Below are 22,280 nucleotides of genomic sequence, written 5' to 3' on the forward strand. Positions count from 1 at the left end.
ACGCGGGCATCACCGGCCAATCCTTGCCGGATCGGGATGCCGATTGTGGATCACGACGCCGTGAAGCCCGGCCATGCGGATGCAATGGGCTATTGTTCCAGCACGTTCAGCACGCCGGGGACGACACGGAAACGCTGACGGGCGCCGGGGCCGACGGGGGCCTTGTCGGTGACCTCGACATCATAGACCTCGTCGCCCTCATGGACGCGCAGGATCAGCTTGCCGCGCCGGCCGCGATCCGTGCCAAGGCCGGACAGCGTGTCCTGCAGGCCCTTCAGGTCCAGCGAATCCGCGACCTCCAGCACCAGTTCTGCCGGGCCGACATTGGCGATGGCGCTTTCCAGCGGCGTGACGGATCGCGCCAGCATCTTTACCTCGTCGCCCTGCGGCTCGACCTGCACCTGCATGACCACGTTCTGACCCGGCTCCAGATGCTCGCGGCAGGCTTCCAGCACATCCGAGAAGACCACCGCCTCGTAAAGCCCGGTCGGATCCGAAGCACCGATGAAGGCGAAGCGGTTGCCCTTCGCCGATTTCTTCTCCTGCCGCGAGGACACGGTGCCGGCGATATAGGTCACCAGCGGGCCCGAGGCCGCAGCGGCCTTGATCTCAGCCAGCGTCGAGACCTCGATCCGGCGCAGGGCCGGCAGATAATCGTCGATGGGATGGCCCGACAGATAGAAGCCGATGGCCTGATGTTCCTGCCCCAGCCTCTCCGATGGCAGCCAGACCTGCGCCAGAACCGGGCGCGGCGGCGGCAGATCCTCGCCCCCCCCGAACAGCGAGGACTGGTTCGAGGCCGCCTGATCGTGGCTCGCCCCGGAAAAGGCGACCAGCCCGTCGAGTGAGGCCAGCACCCGGGCGCGATTGTCGTCCAGCAGGTCGAAGGCACCGGCCTTGGCCATCATTTCCAGCGCCCGCTTGCCGACGCGGCGCAGATCGACGCGGCGGGCGAAATCGACGAGGTCCGTGAAGGGCTCATCGCCCCGCGCCTCGACGATGGTGCGCATCGCCTCGACGCCCACGCCCTTCAACGCGCCGAGCGCGTAATGCACGCGGCCCTCGGCCACGGTGAAGGTCGCGCCGGATCGGTTGACGCAGGGCGGCACCACCTCGATCTCCATCCGGTCGAGTTCGCGCTTGTAGACGGCCAGCTTGTCGGTCAGGTGGATATCGCAATTCATCACCCCGGCCATGAACTCGACCGGGTGGTTCGCCTTCAGCCAGGCGGTCTGATAGCTGACCACCGCATAGGCTGCGGCATGCGATTTGTTGAAGCCGTAATTGGCGAATTTTTCCAGAAGGTCAAATACTTCGCCAGCCTTCTTCGAATCGACGCCATTCGCGACCGAGCCATCGACGAATTTCGGCCGCTCCTTGGCCATTTCCTCGGCGATCTTCTTGCCCATGGCGCGGCGCAGCAGGTCGGCACCGCCGAGCGAATAGCCGGCCATGACCTGCGCGATCTGCATCACCTGTTCCTGATAGACGATGATGCCCTGTGTTTCGGCAAGGATATGGTCGATAGAAGGATGAATGGATTCAAGATCTTTCTGGCCGTTCTTCACCTCGCAATAGGTGGGAATGTTCTCCATCGGGCCGGGGCGATAAAGCGCCACGAGCGCCACGATATCCTCGATGCAGGTCGGCTTCATCCGGCGCAGCGCATCCATCATGCCCGAGCTTTCCACCTGGAAGACGGCGACGGTGCGGGCGCTGGCGAAAAGCTCGTAACTGGCCTTGTCGTCCAGCGGGATCGCGTTGATCTGGTTCAACGCCCCCTCGGGCGGGTCGTAAAGCTGGCGGCCGTCGGCGGCGACATGCAGGGGCCTGCCGCCGCCATTGATCAGATCGACCGCGTTCTGAATGACGGTCAGGGTCTTCAGGCCGAGGAAGTCGAACTTCACCAACCCGGCCTGCTCCACCCATTTCATGTTGAACTGCGTGGCCGGCATGTCGGATGCCGGATCGCGGTAAAGCGGCACCAGCCGGTCCAGCGGCCGATCCCCGATCACCACGCCGGCGGCATGGGTCGAGGCGTTGCGGTAAAGCCCTTCGACCTTGGCGGCGTAATCCAGCAGCCGGGCCACCACTTCCTCGCTGTCGCGGGCCTCTCGCAGGCGCGGCTCATCCGCGATGGCCTTGGTCACGCTGACCGGCTTCACCCCTTCGACCGGGATCATCTTCGACAGCCGGTCCACCTGACCGAAGGGCAGTTGCAGGACGCGTCCCACATCGCGCACCGCGGCTTTCGAAAGAAGCGCGCCGAAGGTGATGATCTGGCCCACTTTTTCGGCGCCGTACTTCTCCTGCACATAGCGGATCACCTCCTCGCGGCGATCCATGCAGAAGTCGATGTCGAAGTCGGGCATCGAGACCCGTTCCGGGTTCAGGAAGCGTTCGAACAGCAGCGAATAGCGCAAGGGATCGAGATCGGTGATGGTCAGCGCATAGGCCACCAGCGAGCCCGCGCCCGACCCCCGCCCCGGCCCGACCGGAATGTCATGATCCTTGGCCCATTTGATGAAATCGGCAACGATCAGGAAATAGCCGGGGAAACCCATCTGCTCGATGATGCCCAGCTCGAAATCCAGGCGCTTGTGGTATTCCTCGACCGAAACGGCATGGGGGATGACCTTCAGCCGCGCCTCCAGCCCGTCGCGGGCCTGACGGCGCAGTTCTTCCACCTCGTCATCGGCGAAGCGCGGCAGGATCGGCTTGTGCCGGGCCACGGCAAAGGCGCAGCGTCGGGCGATTTCGACGGTGTTTTCAATCGCTTCGGGCAGGTCGGCGAACAGGACCGCCATTTCCTCGGGCGATTTGAAATCGTGGTTCGGCGTCAGCCGGCGGCGCGGCTGGGACTGGTCGACATAGGCGCGCTCGGCGATGCAGATCAGCGCGTCATGGGCCTCGAACATCGCAGGCTTGGGGAAATAGACATCGTTGGTCGCAACCAGCGGCAGTTCCAGCAGATAGGCAAGGCGGATGAATGTGTCCTCGGTCGCGGCCTCGGCTTCCATCAGCTTGCCCGATTCGTCCTTGTGACGGGTCAGTTCGACATAAAGCCGGTCGCCGAAGGCCCGATGCAGGCTGCGCAGACCGGCCTCGGCCCCGGCCAGATCGCCGGCGCGGATCAGCTTGCCGATGGGACCCTCGGCGGCCCCGCTCAGCAGGATCAGACCGGCGGAATGCTGGGCCAGTTCGGCCTCGGTCACATGAACGGGCTGGCCGTCCTTGCGCAGGTAAAGACAGCTCGACAGCGCCATCAGGTTCAGCCAGCCATCGGCATTCTGCGCCAGTGCCACGACCGGCCCCGCCTGCCCGCCGATGTCCAGCGTCAACTGGCAGCCGACGATCGGCTGGAGGCCTTCCTCCAGCGCCTTCACGCTGAATTCCAGCGCCGCGAACATGGCGTTCGTATCGGTCAGCGCCACCGCCGGCATCCCGGCATCCTTGGCCAATCCGATCAGTTTCTTGACGGGAACCGCCCCTTCCAGCAGCGAATGCTCGGAATGGGTGCGGAGATGGATGAATCGTGGCTGATTTTCCGGCATGCGGTGAAAGCTATGCGCGGCTGACTGAAAGCGCAATTGCCCGATCCGGATTTATCTGTCTAAATCGCAGGCAAGAACAACAGGGACAATGACTTGAGCGACACTGCCATTTTCCGCGCCGAGGGTCTGAGCAAGACCTATCCGGGCGTCAAGGCCAATGATGCCATTTCGTTCGAGGTCCGGCCCGGCGACATCCACGCGCTTCTGGGCGAGAACGGGGCCGGAAAATCCACATTGGTCAAGACCATCTACGGGCTGGTGCGCCCGGACGAGGGGCGGATGTGGATGAATGGCGCGTCTTTCGAGCCCGCCGATCCCAATGCCGCCCGCGCCGCCGGCGTCGGCATGGTTTTCCAGCATTTCAGCCTGTTCGACGCCATGAATGTGGCGGAAAACATCGCCCTCGGCCTCGACCACCCGCCGCCCCGGCGCGAGCTGGCGAGCCGCATCGCCACGCTCTCCGAAGAATACGGCCTGCCCCTGAACCCCGCCCGTCAGGTCGCCGATCTTTCGGCGGGCGAGCGTCAGCGGGTCGAGATCATCCGCGCGCTTCTGGGCGATCCGCGCCTGCTGATCATGGACGAGCCGACCAGCGTTCTGACCCCGCAGGAGGCCGAGATCCTGTTTGCCACCCTTCGCAAGCTGGCGGCGAAGGGCACCTCGATCCTTTATATCAGTCACAAGCTGGAAGAGATCCGCAGCCATTGCGACCGCGCGACGATCCTGCGCGGCGGCCGGGTCATCGACAGTTGCGACCCGCGCGAACATTCGGCGCGGGAACTGGCGGCGATGATGGTCGGCGGCGAGATGCGCGAGATCGACCGTTCCGGCCGCAGCCCGGGCGAAGTGCTGCTGACCGTCGATAACCTCAGCCTCGCCGCGCAATCGGTCGAGGGGACGGCGCTGAAATCCGTCTCGCTGGAATTGCGCGCGGGCGAGGTTCTGGCCATCGGCGGCGTCGCCGGCAACGGGCAGGAAGAACTGCTGGCCGCACTTTCGGGCGAAATCCCCTCTCCGGCGGGCACGGTGACGCTGGCGGGCGAGGATCTGTCGCGCGCCGGCCCGGCCCTGCGCCGCCGCGCCGGGCTGCTGGCCGCGCCCGAGGACCGGCTGGGCCATGCCGCCGTGCCGGGTTTCTCGCTGGTCGACAATGCGCTGCTGACGGCGACGGTGCGGCAGGATTTGGCGCCGGGCGGGATGATCCGCCACGGCGCGGCGCGGGACTATACGCAGAAGGTGATCGCCGAATTCGACGTGCGCACGCCGGGGCCGGACACGGCGGCGCGCGCGCTGTCGGGCGGCAACCTGCAGAAATTCGTCATCGGGCGCGAGGTCCTGCAGGCCCCGCGCGTGCTGGTGGTGAACCAGCCGACCTGGGGCGTCGATGCCGGCGCCGCCGCCTCCATCCGGCAGGCGCTGCTGAACCTTGCCGCCGGGGGGGCGGGGGTGATCGTCATCAGTCAGGACCTTGATGAACTTCTGGAACTCGGCGACCGTTTCTGCGCGCTGAACGAAGGCCGCCTGTCGGAACCGCGCCCGGTCGAAGGCCTCAGCCTCGATCAGATCGGCCTGATGCTGGGCGGCGCCCATGGAATGGAGGCCGCGCATGTGGCAACTTGAACCACGCAGCGACGCGCCGCTGATCTGGCAATTCGCCACGCCGGTCATGGCGGTCATCGCCACCATGCTGACCGGCGCGCTGCTGTTCGGGCTGATGGGCTACGACCCCGTGGCGGCCATCCGCACCATCTTCTGGGACCCGCTGTTCGGCGCCTCGGCCGGCTATTCGCGCCCGCAATTGCTGGTCAAGGCCGGCCCGCTGATCCTGATCGCCTGCGGCCTTGCCGTTGGGTTCCGGGCCGGCATCTGGAATATCGGCGCGGAAGGGCAATACATCATGGGCGGCATTGCCGGCGCCGCCGTGGCGCTTGCCGCCTATCCGGCCGAGGGCTGGTGGATCTTCCCGGCCATGGTCGTCGCCGGCGCGCTTGGCGGTTGGGCCTGGGGGATGATCCCGGCGGTGCTGCGCAACTGGTTCGGGGCCTCCGAGATCCTGGTTTCGCTGATGCTGGTCTATGTCGCCCAGAAGATCGCCGCCTGGATGGCCTTCGGCCCGATGCGCAACCCGGAAGGCTTCGGGATGCCCGGATCGCGCAACCTGTCGCAATATCCCGCCGCCTCCAACCCCGAGATGTTTCCCGGCACCGGCATCCATTGGGGCGTCATCGCGGCCAGCTTCGCGGTCTTCGGCATCTGGGTGCTGATGTCGCGCCATATCCGGGGGTTGCAGATCCGCGCGGCGGGCGAAGCCCCGCGCGCCGCCCGCTTCGCCGGGGTCCGGCCTTCGGCCCTCGTCGGGTTCTGCCTTGGCCTTTCGGGCGCGCTTGCCGGCATGGCCGGCCTGTTCGAGGCTGCGGGCCCGGCTGGCCAGATCACCGACAGCTTCGGCTCGGGCTATGGCTTTACCGCGATCATCGTGGCCTTTCTGGGCCGGCTGCATCCGGTCGGCATCCTGCTGGCGGGCCTGCTGATGGCGCTGACCTATATCGGCGGAGATATCGCCCAGCTGATGCTGCAATTACCGGCGGCGACGGTGCAGGTGTTTCAGGGGATGCTGCTGTTCTATCTTCTGGGTTTCGACCTGCTGACCCGCTATCGCATCCGGCGGAGGATCGCGGCATGATCGACCTGACCACCCTGATCGTGATGATCCTGTCCGCCGCGACTCCGATCCTGTTCGCGGCGCTTGGCGAATTGGTCGCCGAACGCGCGGGCGTCCTGAACCTGGGCGTCGAGGGGATGATGATCACCGGCGCATTGGCAGGCTTCGCGGCGGCCCATGCGACCGGCAGCCCGGCGGTGGGGTTCATGGCGGCCGCGATTGCCGGGGCCGCGATCTCGATGATCTTCGGGCTGCTGACGCAATTCCTGCTGACCAATCAGGTCGCCACCGGCCTTGCCTTGACGCTGTTCGGGCTGGGGCTGACGGCGCTGTTCGGCAAACCCTATGAAGGGGTCAAGGCGCCCTCGATGGGGGCGGGCGTTCTCGGGCTGAACTGGGTGATCTGGTTCGGCCTCGTCATGGTCCTGGCGCTTTGGTGGTTTCTGAACCGCACCCGACCCGGCCTGATCCTGCGCGGCATCGGTGAGAACCACCACGCCGCCCATGCGCTTGGCCACAAGGTCCGCGCCGTGCGGCTGGCCGCCATCGCCTTCGGCGGCGCCATGGCCGGAATCGGCGGGGCCTATATTTCCATCGCCACGGTCCTGCAATGGACCGAAGGCATGACCGCCGGTGCCGGCTGGATCGCGCTCGCCCTCGTCGTCTTCGCGGGCTGGCGCGCCGTCGGCGTGCTGGCCGGCGCCTGGCTGTTCGGGGGGGTCGCGGTGCTGCAACTGCGCCTGCAGGCGGCAGGCGTCAATGTGCCGGTGCAATTGCTGGCCATGGCCCCCTATCTGGTGACCATCCTGGCCCTCGTTCTCATCTCGGCCCGTCGGCGCGGTTCGGCAGCGCCCGGATCTCTGGGCCAGATCTTCCATGCAACAAGCTGATATAACAGGGAGAATATCCATGCAGCGCAGAACATTCCTTATCACCTCGGCGGCGGTCGCGGCGCTGACCGCGCTTCCGGCACAGGCGCAGGATGGCGAGAAGCTGAAGGTCGGCTTCATCTATGTCGGCCCGGTCGGCGATGGCGGCTGGTCCTATCAGCACGATCAGGGCCGCAAGGCGATCGAGGCCGAATATGGCGACAGGATCGAAACCACCTTCATTGAAAGCGTGCCGGAAGGTGCCGATGCCGAACGCGCGCTGACCCAGCTGGCGCTTGCCGGCAACAAGCTGATCTTCGCCACCAGCTTCGGCTTCATGGATTCGGTGATCGCCACCGCGGCCAAGTTCCCGGATGTGAAATTCGAACACGCCACCGGCTACAAGCGCGCCGACAACGTCTCGACCTATGACGCCCGCTTCTACGAAGGCCGCGCGGTCATGGGCACGATTGCCGGGCGGATGACCAAATCGAACAAGATCGGCTATATCGGCTCCTTCCCGATCCCCGAGGTCATTCAGGGCATCAACTCCTCCTTCATCCACGCCAGGAAGGTGAACCCGGATGTCGAGATGAAGGTGGTCTGGGCCTATAGCTGGTTCGACCCGGCCAAGGAGGCTGACGCCGCCGCCGCGCTGATCGCCGAAGGCGTCGACGTGGTCCTGCAGCATACCGATTCGACCGCGCCGCTGGCCAAGGCCCAAGAAGCCGGTGCCATCGGCTTCGGTCAGGCCTCGGACATGGGGGCCTTCAAGCCCAGCCCGCGGGTTTCCGCGATCATCGACAACTGGGCGCCCTATTATATCGAGCGCGTCGGCGCGGTTCTGGACGGGACCTGGGAATCCAAGGCCACCTGGGCCGGGATCGGCGCCGGCGAGGTCGAGATCGGCGAGATCACCGAGGCCGTCCCCGCCGAGGTCAAGGCCGAAGCCGAGGCGCTGAAGGAACAGATCGCCTCGGGCGCCTATCACCCCTTCACCGGGCCGCTGAACAAGGCCGATGGCAGCGCCTGGCTGGCCGAAGGCGCGACCGCCACCGACGAGGAACTGTCGCAGATGGATTTCTACGTCGAGGGGATCACCGCCGAAATCCCGAAATAAGCCGGGATGCGTCAGACAGGGAACCGGGGCCATCGCGGCCCCGGTTTTTTCATGGACCGGCCACAGTGCGCCGCCGGTCCGCGCCTTGAACGCTCAAAGCGTCGACAGAAGATAGGCGCGCGGAAGGCTCAGCAGATCCTGCGGCGGATCGCGATCCAGCGCGTGGCGCAGATAGACCCCGTCGATCAGCGCGCCAAGCGTCTCGGCGATGCCGGCGGCACGATCACCGGCCAGCTTCCGCAGATCGGCCAGCAATGTCGAACGCAGCCGGCGATGATAGACCCGCAAAAGCCGCGCCGCATCCCTGTCCCGCTGCGCGAGCACATAGAAGTTCAACCAGGCCGCCACCGTGCCGGAATCGAAATGCTCCGGCCCGAGACTGACATCGAGCACGGCCAGCAGACGCGCGCGCGGATCGTCGAGCCCGCCGAGTTCGGCGCGCACGGCGACGCCATAGCGGCGCAGGATTTCCCGCATGGTCGACAGGAAGATCTGATCCTTGGAGCCGAAATAGTGATGCGCCAAGGCCGGGGACATGCCGGCTTCACGGGCAATGTCCGCCACGGTGACATCAAGCGTGCCAGATCGCGCAATCGTTTCGATTGCGGCGTTGATCAATTCGATCTTTCTGTTATTTTGCCGGGCACGACTACGCATCCGCGCACCTCGCGGTCGGTTTTGTGTAGGAATAACCCAGCTTGATTGACCCGTCAATCAATATTTTTCGAGGAGTATCCATGACCCGTATCGCCGCCCTGCTGCTCGGCGCAGCCATCGCCCTTCCCGCCGCCGCACAGGAAGCCGAGACCTGCAAACAGGTCACCTTCTCGGATGTGGGCTGGACCGACATCACCACCACCACCGCCGTGGCGACGACGATCCTCGACGCCCTGGGCTATGAGACCGAGATCGAGGTCCTGGCCCTGCCGGTGACCTTCACGGCAATGTCGACCAACGATATCGACGTTTTCCTGGGCCTCTGGATGCCCTCGATGGAGGCGGACATCGCCCCCTATCGCGAGGCCGGCACCATCGACATGGTGCGCACCAATCTGACCGGGGCGAAATACACGCTGGCCACCAATCAGGCCGGCGCCGATCTGGGCATCACCGATTTCAGCAATATCGCCGCGCAGGAAAAGGCGCTGGATGGCAAGATCTACGGGATCGAGCCGGGCAATGACGGCAACCGCCTGCTGATCGAGATGGTGGGTGAAGACAAGTTCGGCCTCGGCGCCTTCGACATCGTCGAATCCTCGGAACAGGGGATGCTGGGACAGGTCGCCCGCGAGAGCAAGGCCGGCAAGCCCATCGTCTTTCTCGGCTGGGAACCGCATCCGATGAACAGCGAGTTCGACCTGACCTATCTGGCCGGCGGCGACGATATCTTCGGGCCGAATCTCGGCGGGGCCGAGGTGCTCACGACCAGCCGTGCCGGCTATGTCGAGGAATGCCCGAATGTCGGCAAGTTCCTGCAGAACCTGGAATTCACCCTGGCCATGGAAAACGAGATCATGGGCGCGATCCTGAACGACAAGGCCGATCCCGGCGATGCGGCGAAGGCCTGGCTGAAGGCCAACCCGGATGCGGCACCGGCCTGGCTCGACGGGGTCACCGCGCAGGATGGCCGTGACGCGGTCGAGGTGCTGACAGCCGCGCTCACGGATTGATCCACCCTTGGACCGTCTGCTCGAGCTGATCACAGGCACGAAAATCCCGGTCGGCCGCGAGGCCGGCCGGGCCTTCGACTGGCTGACCGAACATGCCAGCGCCGTTTTCGACGCCATGGCGGCGGCGCTGCAGGGGATGATCGACGCGATCCTGTGGCTGCTGCTGACCCCGCATCCGCTGGTCATGGTGGCGATCATGCTGGGCATCGCGCATCTGCTGCAGCGCAGCTGGCCGACGACGCTGGGGGTGGCGGCGGGGCTTCTGTTCATCATCAACCAGGGCTACTGGGAAGAGACGATGGAATCGCTGACGCTGGTGCTGACCGCCTGCGCGGTCTGCATGGCCATCGGCGTGCCGGTGGGCATCGCGCTCGCGCACCGGCCCCGGCTTTACGAATGGGTCAGGCCGCTTCTCGACCTGATGCAGACCTTGCCGACCTATGTCTATCTGATCCCGGTCATCGTCTTCTTCGGCATCGGCATGGTCGCGGGGCTGATCGCCACCGTGGTCTTCGTGCTGCCGGCACCGATCCGGCTGACCCAGCTCGGCATCGCCTCGACCCCGCGCGCGCTGACTGAGGCCGCGACCGCCTTCGGTGCCACGCCGCGCCAGCTGTTGTGGAAGGTGGAACTGCCAAGCGCCCTGCCCCAGATCATGACCGGGCTGAACCAGACCATCATGCTGTCGCTCTCCATGGTCGTCATTGCCGGGCTTGTCGGTGCCGACGGGCTGGGCGTGCCGGTGGTGCGGGCGCTGAACACCGTGAATGCCTCGCTCGGTTTCGAATCGGGGCTGATTGTCGTCATTGTCGCGGTCACCCTCGACCGCGTCCTCCGGGTAAGGGGAAAATCATGAGCGATCCGCAAAACGCCATCGAGTTCGACGCCTGCTCGATCGTCTTCGGCAAGAAGCCGGCCCATGCGCTGCGCCTGGCCGATGAGGGGCTGGAACGCGCCGCCATCGAGGAGGCGACCGGCGAGGTTCTGGGCGTCCATGACGCGGCCCTGAACGTGCAGGATGGCGAAATCGTCGTGCTGATGGGGCTGTCGGGTTCCGGCAAATCGACGCTGCTGCGCGCGGTGAACGGGCTCAACCCGGTGGTGCGTGGCGATGTGCGGGTGCGCATGGGCGGCAGGATGGTCTCGGTTCCCCATGCCGATGCGCAGCAATTGCGCCGGCTGCGGCTGCGCCATGTCTCGATGGTCTTCCAGCAATTCGGCCTGCTGCCCTGGCGCAGCGTGGCCGAGAATGTGGGGCTCGGGCTGGAACTGGCCGGTGCCGCGCCCGAGGAACGGCGCCAGCGCGTCGGCGCGCAACTGGCCATGGTCGGGCTGACCGACTGGGCCGAGCGTCCGGTGGGAGAATTGTCCGGCGGGATGCAGCAACGCGTCGGCCTGGCCCGCGCCTTCGCGACCGAGGCGCCGATCCTGCTGATGGACGAACCCTTCAGCGCGCTCGATCCGCTGATCCGCACCCGGCTTCAGGATGAGCTGCTGGAATTGCAGCGATCCTCGCGCCGCACGATCCTGTTCGTCAGCCACGACCTCGACGAGGCCTTCAAGCTGGGCAACCGCATCGCCCTGATGGAGGGCGGGCGGATCGTGCAGACCGGCACCGCGCGCGAAATTCTGGCCCGGCCCGCCAATGGCTATGTCGCCGATTTCGTCGCCCATATGAACCCGCTGGAGGTGCTGACCGCCCGCGATCTGGCCGCGCCCGGCATGGCCGAGGGCCAGCCCCTGCCCGCCGATCTGCCCTTGAAAGAGGTCCTGGGCGCGCTGCGCGAAACCGAGGCGAGGCCGGTCTCCGGCGGCGGCATCGTCACCCGCGATCAGGTGCTGCAACGGCTCTCTGCCTGATTGATCTCGCCTCGCCGGTGATCGGCTACTGGACCATGCGCTGAGCGACGCGGGTCTCGCGCCAAGTGATGAAGCTGATGGCGGCGATGATGATGGCCCCGCCCAGCAGCACCATGGGGTCGAGCGGTTCGTGAAAGACCGCCACCCCCATCAGGCTGGCCCAGATCAGTTGCAGGAAGGTGACCGGCTGGGTGACGGCCATGGGGGCGACGGCAAAGGCGCGGGTCATGGCGTAATGGCCAAGGGTGGCGATCAGGGCCACAAGCGCCAGCCCCGCCAACTGCCCCCAACCCATCGGCTGCCAGACCGCCAGTGCGAAAGGAAGCAGCCCGGCTGTGACCGTCAGCGTCATGACGGCGACAACCACCTCGGCAGGGATCTTCTGCGCCAGGTTTCGCGCAACCAGATAGGACAGCCCGACCAGAACCGAAGATGTCACCTGCGCCAGATGTCCCAGATCCAGCCCGCGCATCCCCGGCCTCAGGATCAGCAGCGCCCCGCCAAGCGCGACCAGGATCGCCACGGCACGCGGCGGCGACAGCGGCTCGCGCAGGAACAGGACTGCGCCAAGCGTGGCCGCGACCGGGTTGAGGAAGTTGATCGCGGTCACCTCGGCGATCGGAATGCGGGTCATGGCATAGAACCACAGCACGACGCCGACGATATGCAGCACCGCACGCAGCCCGAAAAGCGGCAGCGACCCATGGGGCAGCCCGTCCCGCAGGATACGCGGCAGCAAGGGCGCAACGAAGATCGCGCCCACGGCAAAGCGGATAAAGGCGGATTGCGCAGCCGGCAGGCCCTGCCCGAAGATCTTGACCGAGGCATTGAAGGCCACGAAAAGCAGCCCCGTCAACACCATCCATCCGACACCCGCCAGATCGTTCCGTTGTCTGGCGTCCACGCCCTACCCCCAGATCAGTGACAGGGCGATAGACCACATAACCAGAGCAATGACCAGATCGAGCACCTGCCAGGCGCGGGGCCGGGCGAAGATCGGCGCCAGCAGTCGCGCGCCATAACCGAGCGCGAAGAAGAACAGGAAGGATCCGGCGATGGCACCGCTGGCAAAGGCCCGCTTGTCGGCGAAATCGGCCGAGACCGCGCCGAGCAGCACGACCGTATCCAGATAGACATGCGGATTGGCCCAGGTGATCGCGGCGACCGTCGCCATCGTCGCCCAGAAGCCCTGCGCCTGCCCCGCCACGCGCAGGCTGTCGCCCCCGTTCCAGGCCGAGCGCGCGGCGCGAAATCCGTACCAGATCAGGAAGGCCGCCCCGCCCCAACGCATGACCTCGGTGAACCAGGGGGCGACGCGCGACAGCAGGCCTGCGCCGAAGACGCCGAAGGTGACCAGAACCGCGTCTGACAAGGCGCAGAACAGGCAGACGGCGAAGACATGGCTGCGAAGCAGGCCCTGGCGCAGGACGAAGGCGTTCTGCGCCCCGATGGCGACGATCAGCGAAAGCCCGGTGCCGAGCCCGGCAAGAAAGGTGTGCATGGCGAAGTCCCCTGTTACGCATCCGCTCTTGCCAGAGGATCGAACATAAGTGAAATTAAATCATATAAACCAAGATTAGCTGAACTGATGCTCGACTATCCCGCCCTTGCCGCCCTGTCCGAGATCGCCCGCCGCGGCTCTTTCGAGGCTGCGGCCCATGCGCTCGGCGTCACCCAATCGGCGATTTCGCAGCGCATCAAGACGCTGGAGGCGCGGATGGGCCAGGTCCTGCTGGATCGCGGCCCGCCCGTCGCCCCGACCGAGGCCGGGCTGAGGCTGGTGGCGCATCTCGACCAAGTGCGGCTGCTGGAGGCCGGGATCGCGGGTCAGGGCGCCGCGCCGGCCGAGACCCCGGTGATCCGCATCGCCGTAACCGCCGACAGCCTTGCCAGTTGGGCCATATCCGCCCTGCCCGAGGCGCCCGGCCTGCTCGATCTGGTCGTCGACGATCAGGACCATGCCGAAAGCTGGCTGCGCGCCGGTCTGGTCAGCGCCGCGATCACCGCGACGCGCGGGCCGGTCGCGGGCTGCGACAGTCACGCGCTCGGTGCCATGCGCTATCTGCCGACCGGAAGCCCCGGCTTCATCGCCCGCCATTTCGCCGATGGGGTCACCGCCGATGCGCTGCGCCGCGCCCCGGCGATCACCTTCAACGCCAAGGACGGGTTGCAGAACCAATGGGCCGAGCGTCAGGCCGGCACCCGCATCGCCCTGCCGACCCATCTGATCCCGACGACGCAGGGCTTTGCCGAGGCGGCGCGCCTTGGCATGGGCTGGGGGATGAACCCGGAAATCCTGATCGGGGATGACCTGCGCCATGGCCGGCTGGTGCCATTGGTCGCGGATGCGCCGCTCGACGTGCCGCTTTACTGGCAGGTGGCGCGGATCGTGGCGCCGCAACTGGCGCCGCTGACACGCGCGATCCGCCGGGCCGCGCGCGCCGTGCTTATCCAGCCGTGATCACAGCTGCGCCGCGACCTCGTCCGAGAGGTCGAAATTGCCGGTGACGTTCTGCACGTCATCGTCGTCTTCCAGCGTCTCGATCAGGCGCATCAGCTTCTGCGCGGTGTCCAGATCGGCGATCTCGGTCGGGGCCTGCGGCTTCCAGATCAGCTTGGCGGTCTCGGATTCGCCAAGCGCCGCTTCCAGCGCCGTGGTGACATCGTTCAGATCGGTATCGGCGCAATAGATCCAGTGGCCTTCCTCGTCCGATTCGACATCGTCGGCACCGGCCTCGATGGCGGCCATCATCACCGTGTCGGCATCGCCCGCATCGGCGGGATACTTGATTTCGCCCACCCGGTCGAACATGAAGCTGACCGAGCCGGTCTGCCCCATATCGCCGCCCGATTTGGTGAAATAGCTGCGCACATTCGAGGCCGTGCGGTTGCGGTTATCGGTCATCGCCTCGACGATCACGGCGATCCCGTTGGGGCCGTAACCCTCGTAACGGATCTCGTCGTAGTTTTCGGCATCGCCGCCGACGGCCTTCTTGATGGCGCGGTCGATCACGTCCTTGGGGACCGAGCTCGACTTGGCTTCCTTCACCGCCAGACGCAGGCGCGGGTTCTTGTCGGGATCGGGGTCGCCCATCTTGGCGGCGACGGTGATCTCCTTCGCCAGCTTCGAGAACAGCTTCGAGCGGATGGCGTCCTGCCGGCCCTTGCGGTGCTGGATGTTCGCCCATTTGGAATGGCCTGCCATGATCGGTGGTCCTTCGATATTCGGCAAAATGCGGGTTTCGGGCGCTTGTAATCCAGCCCGCACCCGGATCGCAAGAGACGAGGCGCAATTGCCTGCCCTGCCATGCCCCGTTCCCATGCCAGCCCTGAGCGGGCGATGCGCAGAAAGCCGACCCGGCACCCCCCTGACCGGCGGACCTTACCCGCCTTCCCGATAGCGCTTCTGCGCCTCGGCCATGCGTTCCATATTGCGCACGGCTTCCTCGATGGCGGTCTCGTCGCTGCTGTCGGCATAGCGCCATTCGCTGTCGGCGTAGCGGTTGATTTCCTGCGCGATCATTTCCTTGGTGATCGGCTGCCGCAGGGCCTCGATCATCTCCAGCTTGCGCTCGTAAGGCTGGTGCATGAAGGGCTCGGGGGTTTCGAACCATTCATCCGGCATGTCGAAATCCATCGAACGCGCCTTGATCGCATCGGTGATATTCTTGATGGCGCGGCCGGTGAATCGCTCATCCGCCTGAGAAATCGCGTGCAGATAGGTGCCGAACTCGGCCAGCGTGTCGAGGGGGCCGGTCTGGGCGGTGACCTCGGACCAGACCTTCGCGAGGCCTTCCTCCTGCGGCTGGTTGTGACGCTCCAGACTGTCGGCGACGGCGGTCTTGATGGCCTGGGCCTTCATCAGCTCGTGATCGCCGACCGGGATCTGGTGGCGCTTGCCCAGAAGCAGGGACAGGATGTCAATGTAATCGGCCTGGGTCTTCGGGCCGTCGATCAGGAAGCGTGCGCCTGCCCGCTGGCGCAGCGCGTCGTCGATGGATTCGGCATAGTTCGAGAACATGCCGAATGTGGCATTGCCGCGCACGATGGTCGAAGCGCCGGCAAAGGCCTCCATCAGCACAGCGGTGATTTCCTGCTGACCGCTGGAGGACTGCTTGTCGCCACGCTTGCCGGCGATCTGGTCGATATCGTCGATGGTGCCGAAGCCGATCACGCCCGGGTCGATCACGTTATTGATGAAGGCGCGCGCATTCTGGCCCGACTTGCCCTGATAGCTGTCGACATTGTCGATGCTCAGATTGGCATAGCGGAAGGGATAGCCCGCCACCGTGCAGTAATCGTTCAGCAGACCCGCCATCATCTGGATCAACGTGGTCTTGCCGGTGCCGGGCTTGCCGTCGCCGAGGAAGGTATAGATGAACCCGCCAAGCTCGACGAACGGGTTCATCCGCCTGTCGAAATCGTAAGCGACCAGCATCCGCGCCAGCCGCATCATCTGGTGCTTGGCGATGGCATTGCCGACGACCTCCTCGGGGGTCTTGAAGGCCAGTTGCACCGGCTTGCCGCGCGCCTTGGTCGCGGGCGCATAGCCCGAGATCGGGAAATCGTCCGCCGCCACGCGCCAGCTTGCCCCGGTAAAGGCCCCGGTGCGCGGCACGCTTTCGGCGCGGGCCTGAACGCCCGCCGACAGCGCCTCGGCACTGGCGATCACGCTGGCGATCAGGGTCTTGTCGTCATGGGCGGCGCGCGACAGGTTCTGGTCCATTTCCCACAAGGCACCCTGCAGGGCGGTCAGCGGATTGTCGGTCAGGATCTCGTCCGCGGTGATGCCCTCGACCGTTTCGGGGCCGGCATGTTCGGCCAGCAGGAAGGCGGTGGCATTGGCAAAGACCGACAAGGCCGCAAGCGATTCGGCGGCCAGCAGTTCGGCGAATTCACCGCGCTTTTCCGCCGGCAGCCGGCCTTCCAGATTGGCGCGCTTCAATTCGGCCGCGCCGGAACGGGCCGAGACCTCATCCACCACCGCCAACGCGATGGCGATGGCGCGGCGCAGCGCGCGGGTAACGGTGGCGGCGGCGGGCGATGGCAGATCGTCGCCGCCCACCCCCTCGATCCGGTCGATCACCTGGGTGCCTTCGGGCCGCGCCGTGGCGACCGAACGCCCGGCCAACCCCGGCGTGGTGGAGCGGAACCGCGTCATGCGGGGGATCCCGGGCGAGCGTTCGGGCACAGCCGCCGGGGCCGAGGCCTTGCCCAGCCGTGGCGCATGGTCGAAGCCGGTCAGCAGCGACAGCGCCTGCGGGTAATGGGCGCGGATCTCGGCCTCGGGCAATTCCATTTCGTTACGAACGTCCATTCGGGTCCTCTTTAATCCACATCTCGGGGTAATCGGTGACGAAGCCGTCGGCATCGACGGCAAGTTCGGCCTCATAGCCGGGCGAGGCATAATGCCAGCCCGAATCGCCGCGACGATAGCTCTGCGGCAGGCGTTTCAGCGCCCAGTCGGCCGGATCGAGCCAGACCGAGGCCAGTTCAGCGCGATCCTTGCCCTGCTGGCGCAAGCGGCGGATCGGCAGGGTATTGGTCGCGGGCGTGAAGCCAAGGTCGATATCCTGCAATCCGCAGAGATCCGGCAGTTCTTCACCCGCCGCGCGCCAATTGCCGATCTCGTCGCGATGGATGGAGAGCGTCAACTCTCGCCCCCCGACGCGGCCCTGCACACGGGCGGAGCGGGTGGTCCAGTCGTTATCGCAGGCGACATGATAGGCCAGATGCGCCGGGCCGGCAGGGTCCAGCCAGACCGCCACCCCTTCCACCCCCTGCCGGGTGTCGTCCTGCCACAGCCGGCAGGCATCGTGGCCGGGCCGGTCCAGCCGCCGCCACAGGATCTGCGGATCGCGCGCCATCAGCGATAGGCGGTCACGCGGCCATCGGGCAGCGGGACATATTTGCGGATATTGCGAAAGCCTGCCGGGTCCATCTCGGCCAGCGACTGATAGGGCCGCGCCGGCAGCACAAGCGCGCGCTCGACATTGCTCGCCCCCTGCCCGGCCCCGCCGAGGCCAAGCGGATCGAGCTTGAAGATCTGCCGCTCGGTCACCCCGAACAGCCCGCTCGATTCCATGATCGCGCGTTCGGCCTGCAACTCCTCGATGGTCAGCGCCACGGCCCAATCCTCGCCCGCCGGGGCGCGGGCATTGTCCAGCACCTCCTTGATCGGGCCTTCCTGGGTGGTGAACTGCTGCGAATAGATCGGCCCCATCAGGATCCGACGCAGGCGATGCGGGTGCAGCTTGTCGAAATCGCGATCGAAGCCCTGCGCGATGGTCAGCAGTTGCAGCGAGGTCACCGATTGCGCCATCAGATGCGCCTGCACCTCGGGCCAGCGTTTCGGATCCTCGGCCAGCGGGCGGCGACCGCTATCGTCGCAATCCATCAGATAGACCACCGGCAGGTTCAACTGGCTGTCATAGACCGCCCAATGGATCAGCCAGCGCCGCCTATGGCCGGCATCGGACAGCCAATAGGCCTGCGGATGCATCTGCGGCCAGAACAGCCCGCCCTTTGCCAGCGCCTCATGGTAAAGCCGCTGCGACATCGCATATTGCAGCCGCGTCGGAATGGTCAGATCGCCGACGATCTGGCGCACCATGTCGTCCTTGATCTGGCTGCTGTCGGCGGTGCGCGCCAACTGGTCGGCGGCCTGCGCCGCATCGGCGGCCATCTGCCCGATCTCGGACCAGACCGGATAGCCGGATTCGTGCACATCGATGGTCAGGAACTTGCGCAACGGCCCGTCGACCCGGCCCGAGACCAGATATTTCATCGACAGCGCATCGGCCGAGCGCAGCATCGCGCTCAGATAAGAGCCGAGCACCTCGACCTCGGTCTGGCTGAACAGCCGGTCGCGGACCATTTCCGCCAGCACATCGGGCAGAGTGGCCGAAATCAGGCGCAGCTTCTCGAAATAGCGCCGGGCGATCAGGTCGTCCTCGATCTGGCGATGATCGGCGTCCAGATTGCCGGTGCGGTCCTTGCTCATTGATGATCCCCCAGCTTCGGCACCGAACGCCAACAGCATTCACCATACCGCGTCACGACGCCAACCCGCCCGGCGGGGAGGGTCGGCGCAACGCGGCTCAACGCAACCTCAACCCCCGTAGAGATTGCTGTCGTGCTTCTTCACGATCTCGCTGAAACGGCGGGCGAAACGTTCGTCGGCCTTGGCCTTTTCCTCCAGCACCTTGCGGGCGAAGACCATGTGATCGCCATGGGCTTCCAGCATGTCGGCCATGCGGTCATTGGTGGCGGTGCCGATGGCGGCCATCTGGGCCTGCGCCTCCTGATCGGTCTTCACCCCGATCTCGTTGATGCGATGCGCCACGTCCTGCTGCTGCGCGGTCTTCAAGGACTTGGTCAGCGCGTCATACAGAACCACACGCTGCTTGGTATCCGTCTGCAGCTTGTTGATCAGCACCATCTGCGTCGCGGCCTGATTCTGCAGGCTGTCGACCCAGGTCTTGCCGGCCTCGATATAGCGTTCCAGCGTCTGCGACTTCGCCAGCGCCACCTGCTCGTCCTGCACGAGCGCGTTATGCTCCTTGTTGGCATTGGCAAGCTCGGTCTCCAGCCGGGTGCGGTCGCTCGGATCGGTGGTCGAGGCGACCTTGTTCTCCAACTCGATCAGTTGCGGATCCATCGCCGCGATCCGCTGGCGCAGGGATTCCAGCAGATCGACCGTGGCCTCGCGCTCGTCCAGCGTGCCGGTCAGGTTGGTCTCGACCTTCCCCTTCTGGTCGTTCAGCTGCGCCAGCTGATCCTGCAACAGCCGCGTGATCACATCGGATTTCGAGATCAGGTCCTGCAGCTTGTCGTCGATGCTGGCCGAACGCATCCGTTCCTGCCGCATCGCCTCGGATTTACCGCGCGCGAAAATGCCGACAAAGCTCTCCCACCCGGTTTTCGAACGCATCTGCTCGAAATCCTTGGAGAACCCGGCCGTCACATCGTCCAGCCCCATGATGAGTTCGGCGATATTGGCATTCATTGCCTCGGTATGGGCATGGACATCGGCCAGCGTCGCATTGGCGATGTCGATGGCCGGCTCGGCCACCTCGGCGCGCGCCGTGGCCCGGTCAAGCTGGCTGGTCACTTCGGCCATCTTCTGTTGCGTCAGCGTGATCTGCTTCTGCGTGTCGTTCAATTGCTGGTCGAGCGATGCCATCGAAAAATCCCCTGAGAACTTGGTTGCACAAAACTTTAGGCTCAAACGCGGCTCATACAAGACCCGTTCCCCGAAATCGAGCTTGTTCGGCGGGGCGCGGCCAAGGACAGCGCAGAAGGCTGGACAGCGCGCCGAAGCCGCGCCAATCTCGCCGGCATGGACGCCCTTTCCGATACCATCCTGGCCCGCCGCGACGATCTGATCCGCCTGACCCAGGACCTGATCCGCATCCCGACGCTGAACCCGCCGGGACAGCATTACCGCGACATCTGCGACTATCTGGAGGCGCGGCTGGCCCCGAAGGGCTTCGCCTGCGATCTGGTCCGCGCCAAGGGCAGCCCCGGCGACAGCGAAGCCTATCCGCGCTGGAACCTCGTCGCCCGCCACAAGGGCGCGCGCCCCGGCGATTGCGTGCATTTCAACTCTCATCACGATGTGGTCGAAATCGGTCACGGCTGGTCGCGCGACCCGTTCGGCGCCGAATATGTGCCCGAGGAAGACCGCATCTATGGCCGCGGCGCCTGCGACATGAAGGGCGGGCTGGCCGCATCCATCATCGCAGCCGAGGCCTTCATCGACACCCATCCCGACCATGCCGGGCGCATCGAAATCTCGGCCACGGCGGATGAGGAAACCGGCGGCTATGGCGGCGTGGCCTATCTGGCCGAGCAGGGCGCCTTCGCCGATGTCCAGCATGTCATCATTCCCGAGCCGCTGCACAAGGACCGCATCTGCCTTGGCCATCGCGGCGTCTGGTGGGCCGAGATCGAGACCCATGGCCGCATCGCCCACGGCTCCATGCCCTTCCTGGGCGACAGCGCCATCCGCCATATGGGCGCCGTGCTGGAGGAGATGGAGGCGACGCTCTGGCCGCTTCTGGCCGGCAAGCGCACCGAGATGCCGGTGATCCCGGACGGCGCGCGATCCTCGACGCTGAATATCAATTCGATCCATGGCGGAGAACCCGATCTCGGCCCCGAATTCACCGGCCTGCCCGCGCCCTGCGTGGCCGACCGCTGCCGCATCACCATCGACCGCCGCTTCCTGATCGAGGAAGACCCGGCAGAGGTGAAGGCCGAAATCACCGCGCTGATGGAACGCATCCGCGCCCGCCGCCCGAGTTTCCGCTACGAGATCCGCGATCTCTTCGAGGTCATCCCCTCGATGACCGACCGCGACGCCCCGGTCGTGCGCACCACCGCCGCCGCCATCGAGCGTGTGCTGGGCATTCAGGCCGGATATGTCGTCAGCCCCGGCACCTATGACCAGAAACATATCGACCGCATCGGCAAGCTGAAGAACTGCATCGCCTACGGCCCCGGCGTGCTGGAAATGGCGCATCAGCCGGACGAATGGATCGGCGTCGAGGACATGCTCGATTCGGCGCGGGTCATGGGGCTGGTGCTGGACGATCTTCTGCGCCAACCTTGACCGCGCGCCGCCTGATCGCCGGACCGACAGCGCGCGCCGGCGGGCGCAGATCAGGCCTCGCGACCAGTGGCATCCGGCACCGGCTCAGGCGATGGTCAGGACCGTCCCGCCCTGATTGATGACCTGCCCGCCGACCATGGCGCCCAGCCGAACCGTCGCGCCCGACCGCACCAGCAGGTCGCCATTGACCAGCCCGTGCAAGGTCACGGCAACGCCCTTGGCGACAATGACATCGCCCCCGATCATGCCGTCGAAATCCGCATCCGACGTGAACATGTGATCTCCGCCGATCACGGCACGTTTCGCTCGCATGGCAGTCTCCTCTCCCCGAAGGACTTGAAGAAATGGCAATGCCCCGCAACATGCGGGCAGAGAGTAATATCTGAATGACACCGGGGTTAACCGGGCAAATTTCCGCTTGGGACGCCTTGCCGGCCCGACTCGAAATTCGCCATCGCTACTGCGACCATTTAACCATATCCCGTCGCGAAAGGCATTACTGAAGTTTTCTTTCTGTCGGAATCTTCGCAACGATATTTCGCCGCCCGACCGCCGCCGCCCCGGCTTCCCCCGGACCGCGTTTCGTGCGAATATGCCGCAAAAGGCCCGAAGAAGGCCGCAATCCGGGGCAGCCCATGTCACAGCGCCTGTCGCTTTCAGCGATCGTCATCGTTTTCCTGGCCGTGCTTGCCAGCGTCTATTTCGCCTTCGCGGCCATCCAGGGCCCGTCCGGGGTGATGCGGCGCATCCAGTTGCAGGATGAGACCAAGGCCCTGATCGCCGAACGCGACGCCCTGCAGGCCGAGGTGGAGGCGATGAAGAACCTGACATACCGGCTGTCCGACGAATATCTCGACATCGACCTTCTCGACGAACGCGCCCGCGAGGTTCTGGGCCTGATGCGCCCCGACGAGGTCATCATCCGCTAG

The 22,280-nt window shown here is 65.6% G+C and carries 20 protein-coding genes; 10 read left to right on the plus strand and 10 right to left on the minus strand.

What is annotated here, in order from left to right:
- Positions 1-89 precede the first annotated feature (89 nt).
- Positions 90-3,554 (minus strand): DNA polymerase III subunit alpha, encoded by a 3,465-nt coding sequence (dnaE, locus tag Q0330_RS11205; RefSeq protein ID WP_299478864.1) that lies wholly within the window; start codon positions 3,552-3,554, stop codon positions 90-92.
- A gap of 93 nt (positions 3,555-3,647) precedes the next feature.
- On the opposite strand from dnaE, the gene Q0330_RS11210 reads away from it, so the two are divergent.
- Genes Q0330_RS11210 through Q0330_RS11225 form a run of 4 tightly spaced genes read left to right on the plus strand, consistent with a single transcriptional unit; the run spans position 3,648 to position 8,205 of the window.
- Positions 3,648-5,174, plus strand: a complete 1,527-nt coding sequence (locus tag Q0330_RS11210; RefSeq protein WP_299478867.1) for an ABC transporter ATP-binding protein — start codon at positions 3,648-3,650, stop codon at positions 5,172-5,174.
- Positions 5,161-6,237 (plus strand): ABC transporter permease, encoded by a 1,077-nt coding sequence (locus tag Q0330_RS11215; protein ID WP_299478870.1) that lies wholly within the window; start codon positions 5,161-5,163, stop codon positions 6,235-6,237. Before Q0330_RS11210 ends, Q0330_RS11215 begins: the two co-directional genes overlap by 14 nt.
- A complete protein-coding gene (locus tag Q0330_RS11220; RefSeq protein WP_299478873.1) occupies positions 6,234-7,106 on the plus strand; it encodes an ABC transporter permease in 873 nt (290 codons plus the stop codon). The genes Q0330_RS11215 and Q0330_RS11220 overlap by 4 nt, the downstream gene beginning before the upstream one ends.
- 19 nt (positions 7,107-7,125) lie before the next feature.
- Positions 7,126-8,205, plus strand: a complete 1,080-nt coding sequence (locus Q0330_RS11225) for a BMP family ABC transporter substrate-binding protein (protein WP_299478876.1) — start codon at positions 7,126-7,128, stop codon at positions 8,203-8,205.
- A 93-nt stretch (positions 8,206-8,298) separates the two neighbouring features.
- Here Q0330_RS11225 and betI read toward each other — a convergent pair whose 3' ends face one another.
- On the minus strand, positions 8,299-8,862 hold the full coding sequence (gene betI, locus Q0330_RS11230) for a transcriptional regulator BetI (RefSeq protein WP_299478879.1): 564 nt from the start codon (positions 8,860-8,862) through the stop codon (positions 8,299-8,301).
- 80 nt (positions 8,863-8,942) lie between these two features.
- Here betI and choX point away from each other — a divergent pair, with 80 nt between their 5' ends.
- From choX to choV, 3 genes are read left to right on the plus strand one after another with little or no spacing between them, the layout of a single operon-like run.
- Positions 8,943-9,875: a choline ABC transporter substrate-binding protein gene (gene choX / locus Q0330_RS11235; RefSeq protein ID WP_299478882.1), complete on the plus strand. Its 933-nt coding sequence runs from the start codon at positions 8,943-8,945 to the stop codon at positions 9,873-9,875.
- A gap of 7 nt (positions 9,876-9,882) precedes the next feature.
- Entirely contained in the window at positions 9,883-10,731 is an 849-nt protein-coding gene (choW, locus tag Q0330_RS11240; RefSeq protein ID WP_299478885.1) for a choline ABC transporter permease subunit, read from the plus strand.
- A complete protein-coding gene (choV, locus tag Q0330_RS11245; RefSeq protein WP_299478887.1) occupies positions 10,728-11,735 on the plus strand; it encodes a choline ABC transporter ATP-binding protein in 1,008 nt (335 codons plus the stop codon). The genes choW and choV overlap by 4 nt, the downstream gene beginning before the upstream one ends.
- Before the next feature lie 25 nt (positions 11,736-11,760).
- On the opposite strand, the gene Q0330_RS11250 is transcribed toward choV, so the two are convergent.
- Both Q0330_RS11250 and Q0330_RS11255 read right to left on the minus strand, forming a co-directional pair.
- Positions 11,761-12,639 (minus strand): DMT family transporter, encoded by an 879-nt coding sequence (locus tag Q0330_RS11250; protein WP_366518329.1) that lies wholly within the window; start codon positions 12,637-12,639, stop codon positions 11,761-11,763.
- A gap of 3 nt (positions 12,640-12,642) precedes the next feature.
- Positions 12,643-13,236: a LysE/ArgO family amino acid transporter gene (locus Q0330_RS11255; RefSeq protein ID WP_299478890.1), complete on the minus strand. Its 594-nt coding sequence runs from the start codon at positions 13,234-13,236 to the stop codon at positions 12,643-12,645.
- 87 nt (positions 13,237-13,323) lie between these two features.
- Here Q0330_RS11255 and Q0330_RS11260 point away from each other — a divergent pair, with 87 nt between their 5' ends.
- Positions 13,324-14,196, plus strand: coding sequence for a LysR family transcriptional regulator ArgP (locus Q0330_RS11260; protein WP_299478892.1), 873 nt, complete (start codon positions 13,324-13,326; stop codon positions 14,194-14,196).
- Here the strand turns inward: Q0330_RS11260 and Q0330_RS11265 are convergent, their stop codons facing one another.
- The 5 genes from Q0330_RS11265 to Q0330_RS11285 form a co-directional block, all read right to left on the minus strand.
- Positions 14,197-14,940: a YebC/PmpR family DNA-binding transcriptional regulator gene (locus tag Q0330_RS11265; RefSeq protein ID WP_299478895.1), complete on the minus strand. Its 744-nt coding sequence runs from the start codon at positions 14,938-14,940 to the stop codon at positions 14,197-14,199. It lies immediately after the preceding gene.
- A 177-nt stretch (positions 14,941-15,117) separates the two neighbouring features.
- Positions 15,118-17,052 carry an ATP-binding protein gene (locus tag Q0330_RS11270; protein ID WP_299478898.1) on the minus strand — a complete coding sequence of 645 codons (1,935 nt, stop codon included), beginning with the start codon at positions 17,050-17,052 and terminating at the stop codon, positions 15,118-15,120.
- Positions 17,039-17,602: a putative glycolipid-binding domain-containing protein gene (locus Q0330_RS11275; RefSeq protein WP_299478901.1), complete on the minus strand. Its 564-nt coding sequence runs from the start codon at positions 17,600-17,602 to the stop codon at positions 17,039-17,041. Before Q0330_RS11275 ends, Q0330_RS11270 begins: the two co-directional genes overlap by 14 nt.
- Positions 17,602-18,738 (minus strand): hypothetical protein, encoded by a 1,137-nt coding sequence (locus tag Q0330_RS11280; RefSeq protein WP_299478904.1) that lies wholly within the window; start codon positions 18,736-18,738, stop codon positions 17,602-17,604. The genes Q0330_RS11275 and Q0330_RS11280 overlap by 1 nt, the downstream gene beginning before the upstream one ends.
- 108 nt (positions 18,739-18,846) lie before the next feature.
- Positions 18,847-19,920, minus strand: a complete 1,074-nt coding sequence (locus tag Q0330_RS11285; RefSeq protein WP_299478907.1) for a hypothetical protein — start codon at positions 19,918-19,920, stop codon at positions 18,847-18,849.
- 156 nt (positions 19,921-20,076) lie between these two features.
- Here Q0330_RS11285 and Q0330_RS11290 point away from each other — a divergent pair, with 156 nt between their 5' ends.
- Complete coding sequence (locus Q0330_RS11290) at positions 20,077-21,351, plus strand: acetylornithine deacetylase/succinyl-diaminopimelate desuccinylase family protein (RefSeq protein WP_299478910.1); 1,275 nt, start codon at positions 20,077-20,079, stop codon at positions 21,349-21,351.
- Between the two features lie 84 nt (positions 21,352-21,435).
- Here the strand turns inward: Q0330_RS11290 and Q0330_RS11295 are convergent, their stop codons facing one another.
- On the minus strand, positions 21,436-21,663 hold the full coding sequence (locus Q0330_RS11295) for a hypothetical protein (RefSeq protein ID WP_299478913.1): 228 nt from the start codon (positions 21,661-21,663) through the stop codon (positions 21,436-21,438).
- A 323-nt stretch (positions 21,664-21,986) separates the two neighbouring features.
- Between Q0330_RS11295 and Q0330_RS11300 the strand changes: the two genes are divergently transcribed.
- On the plus strand, positions 21,987-22,280 hold the full coding sequence (locus tag Q0330_RS11300) for a septum formation initiator family protein (RefSeq protein WP_299478915.1): 294 nt from the start codon (positions 21,987-21,989) through the stop codon (positions 22,278-22,280).

The organism is uncultured Paracoccus sp. (assembly GCF_937873615.1).
Classification (GTDB): domain Bacteria; phylum Pseudomonadota; class Alphaproteobacteria; order Rhodobacterales; family Rhodobacteraceae; genus Paracoccus.

Bases quoted from the DNA above. Each gene is read 5' to 3' on its own strand.
- Q0330_RS11270 (WP_299478898.1), bottom strand. From the start codon at position 17,052: ATGGACGTTCGTAACGAAATGGAATTGCCCGAGGCCGAGATCCGCGCC.
- Q0330_RS11275 (WP_299478901.1), bottom strand. From the start codon at position 17,602: ATGGCGCGCGATCCGCAGATCCTGTGGCGGCGGCTGGACCGGCCCGGC.
- Q0330_RS11255 (WP_299478890.1), bottom strand. From the start codon at position 13,236: ATGCACACCTTTCTTGCCGGGCTCGGCACCGGGCTTTCGCTGATCGTC.
- dnaE (WP_299478864.1), bottom strand. From the start codon at position 3,554: ATGCCGGAAAATCAGCCACGATTCATCCATCTCCGCACCCATTCCGAG.
- Q0330_RS11265 (WP_299478895.1), bottom strand. From the start codon at position 14,940: ATGGCAGGCCATTCCAAATGGGCGAACATCCAGCACCGCAAGGGCCGG.
- choV (WP_299478887.1), top strand. From the start codon at position 10,728: ATGAGCGATCCGCAAAACGCCATCGAGTTCGACGCCTGCTCGATCGTC.
- Q0330_RS11295 (WP_299478913.1), bottom strand. From the start codon at position 21,663: ATGCGAGCGAAACGTGCCGTGATCGGCGGAGATCACATGTTCACGTCG.
- Q0330_RS11300 (WP_299478915.1), top strand. From the start codon at position 21,987: ATGTCACAGCGCCTGTCGCTTTCAGCGATCGTCATCGTTTTCCTGGCC.
- Q0330_RS11285 (WP_299478907.1), bottom strand. From the start codon at position 19,920: ATGGCATCGCTCGACCAGCAATTGAACGACACGCAGAAGCAGATCACG.
- Q0330_RS11225 (WP_299478876.1), top strand. From the start codon at position 7,126: ATGCAGCGCAGAACATTCCTTATCACCTCGGCGGCGGTCGCGGCGCTG.
- Q0330_RS11260 (WP_299478892.1), top strand. From the start codon at position 13,324: ATGCTCGACTATCCCGCCCTTGCCGCCCTGTCCGAGATCGCCCGCCGC.
- choX (WP_299478882.1), top strand. From the start codon at position 8,943: ATGACCCGTATCGCCGCCCTGCTGCTCGGCGCAGCCATCGCCCTTCCC.
- Q0330_RS11220 (WP_299478873.1), top strand. From the start codon at position 6,234: ATGATCGACCTGACCACCCTGATCGTGATGATCCTGTCCGCCGCGACT.
- Q0330_RS11215 (WP_299478870.1), top strand. From the start codon at position 5,161: ATGTGGCAACTTGAACCACGCAGCGACGCGCCGCTGATCTGGCAATTC.
- betI (WP_299478879.1), bottom strand. From the start codon at position 8,862: ATGCGTAGTCGTGCCCGGCAAAATAACAGAAAGATCGAATTGATCAAC.
- Q0330_RS11290 (WP_299478910.1), top strand. From the start codon at position 20,077: ATGGACGCCCTTTCCGATACCATCCTGGCCCGCCGCGACGATCTGATC.
- Q0330_RS11280 (WP_299478904.1), bottom strand. From the start codon at position 18,738: ATGAGCAAGGACCGCACCGGCAATCTGGACGCCGATCATCGCCAGATC.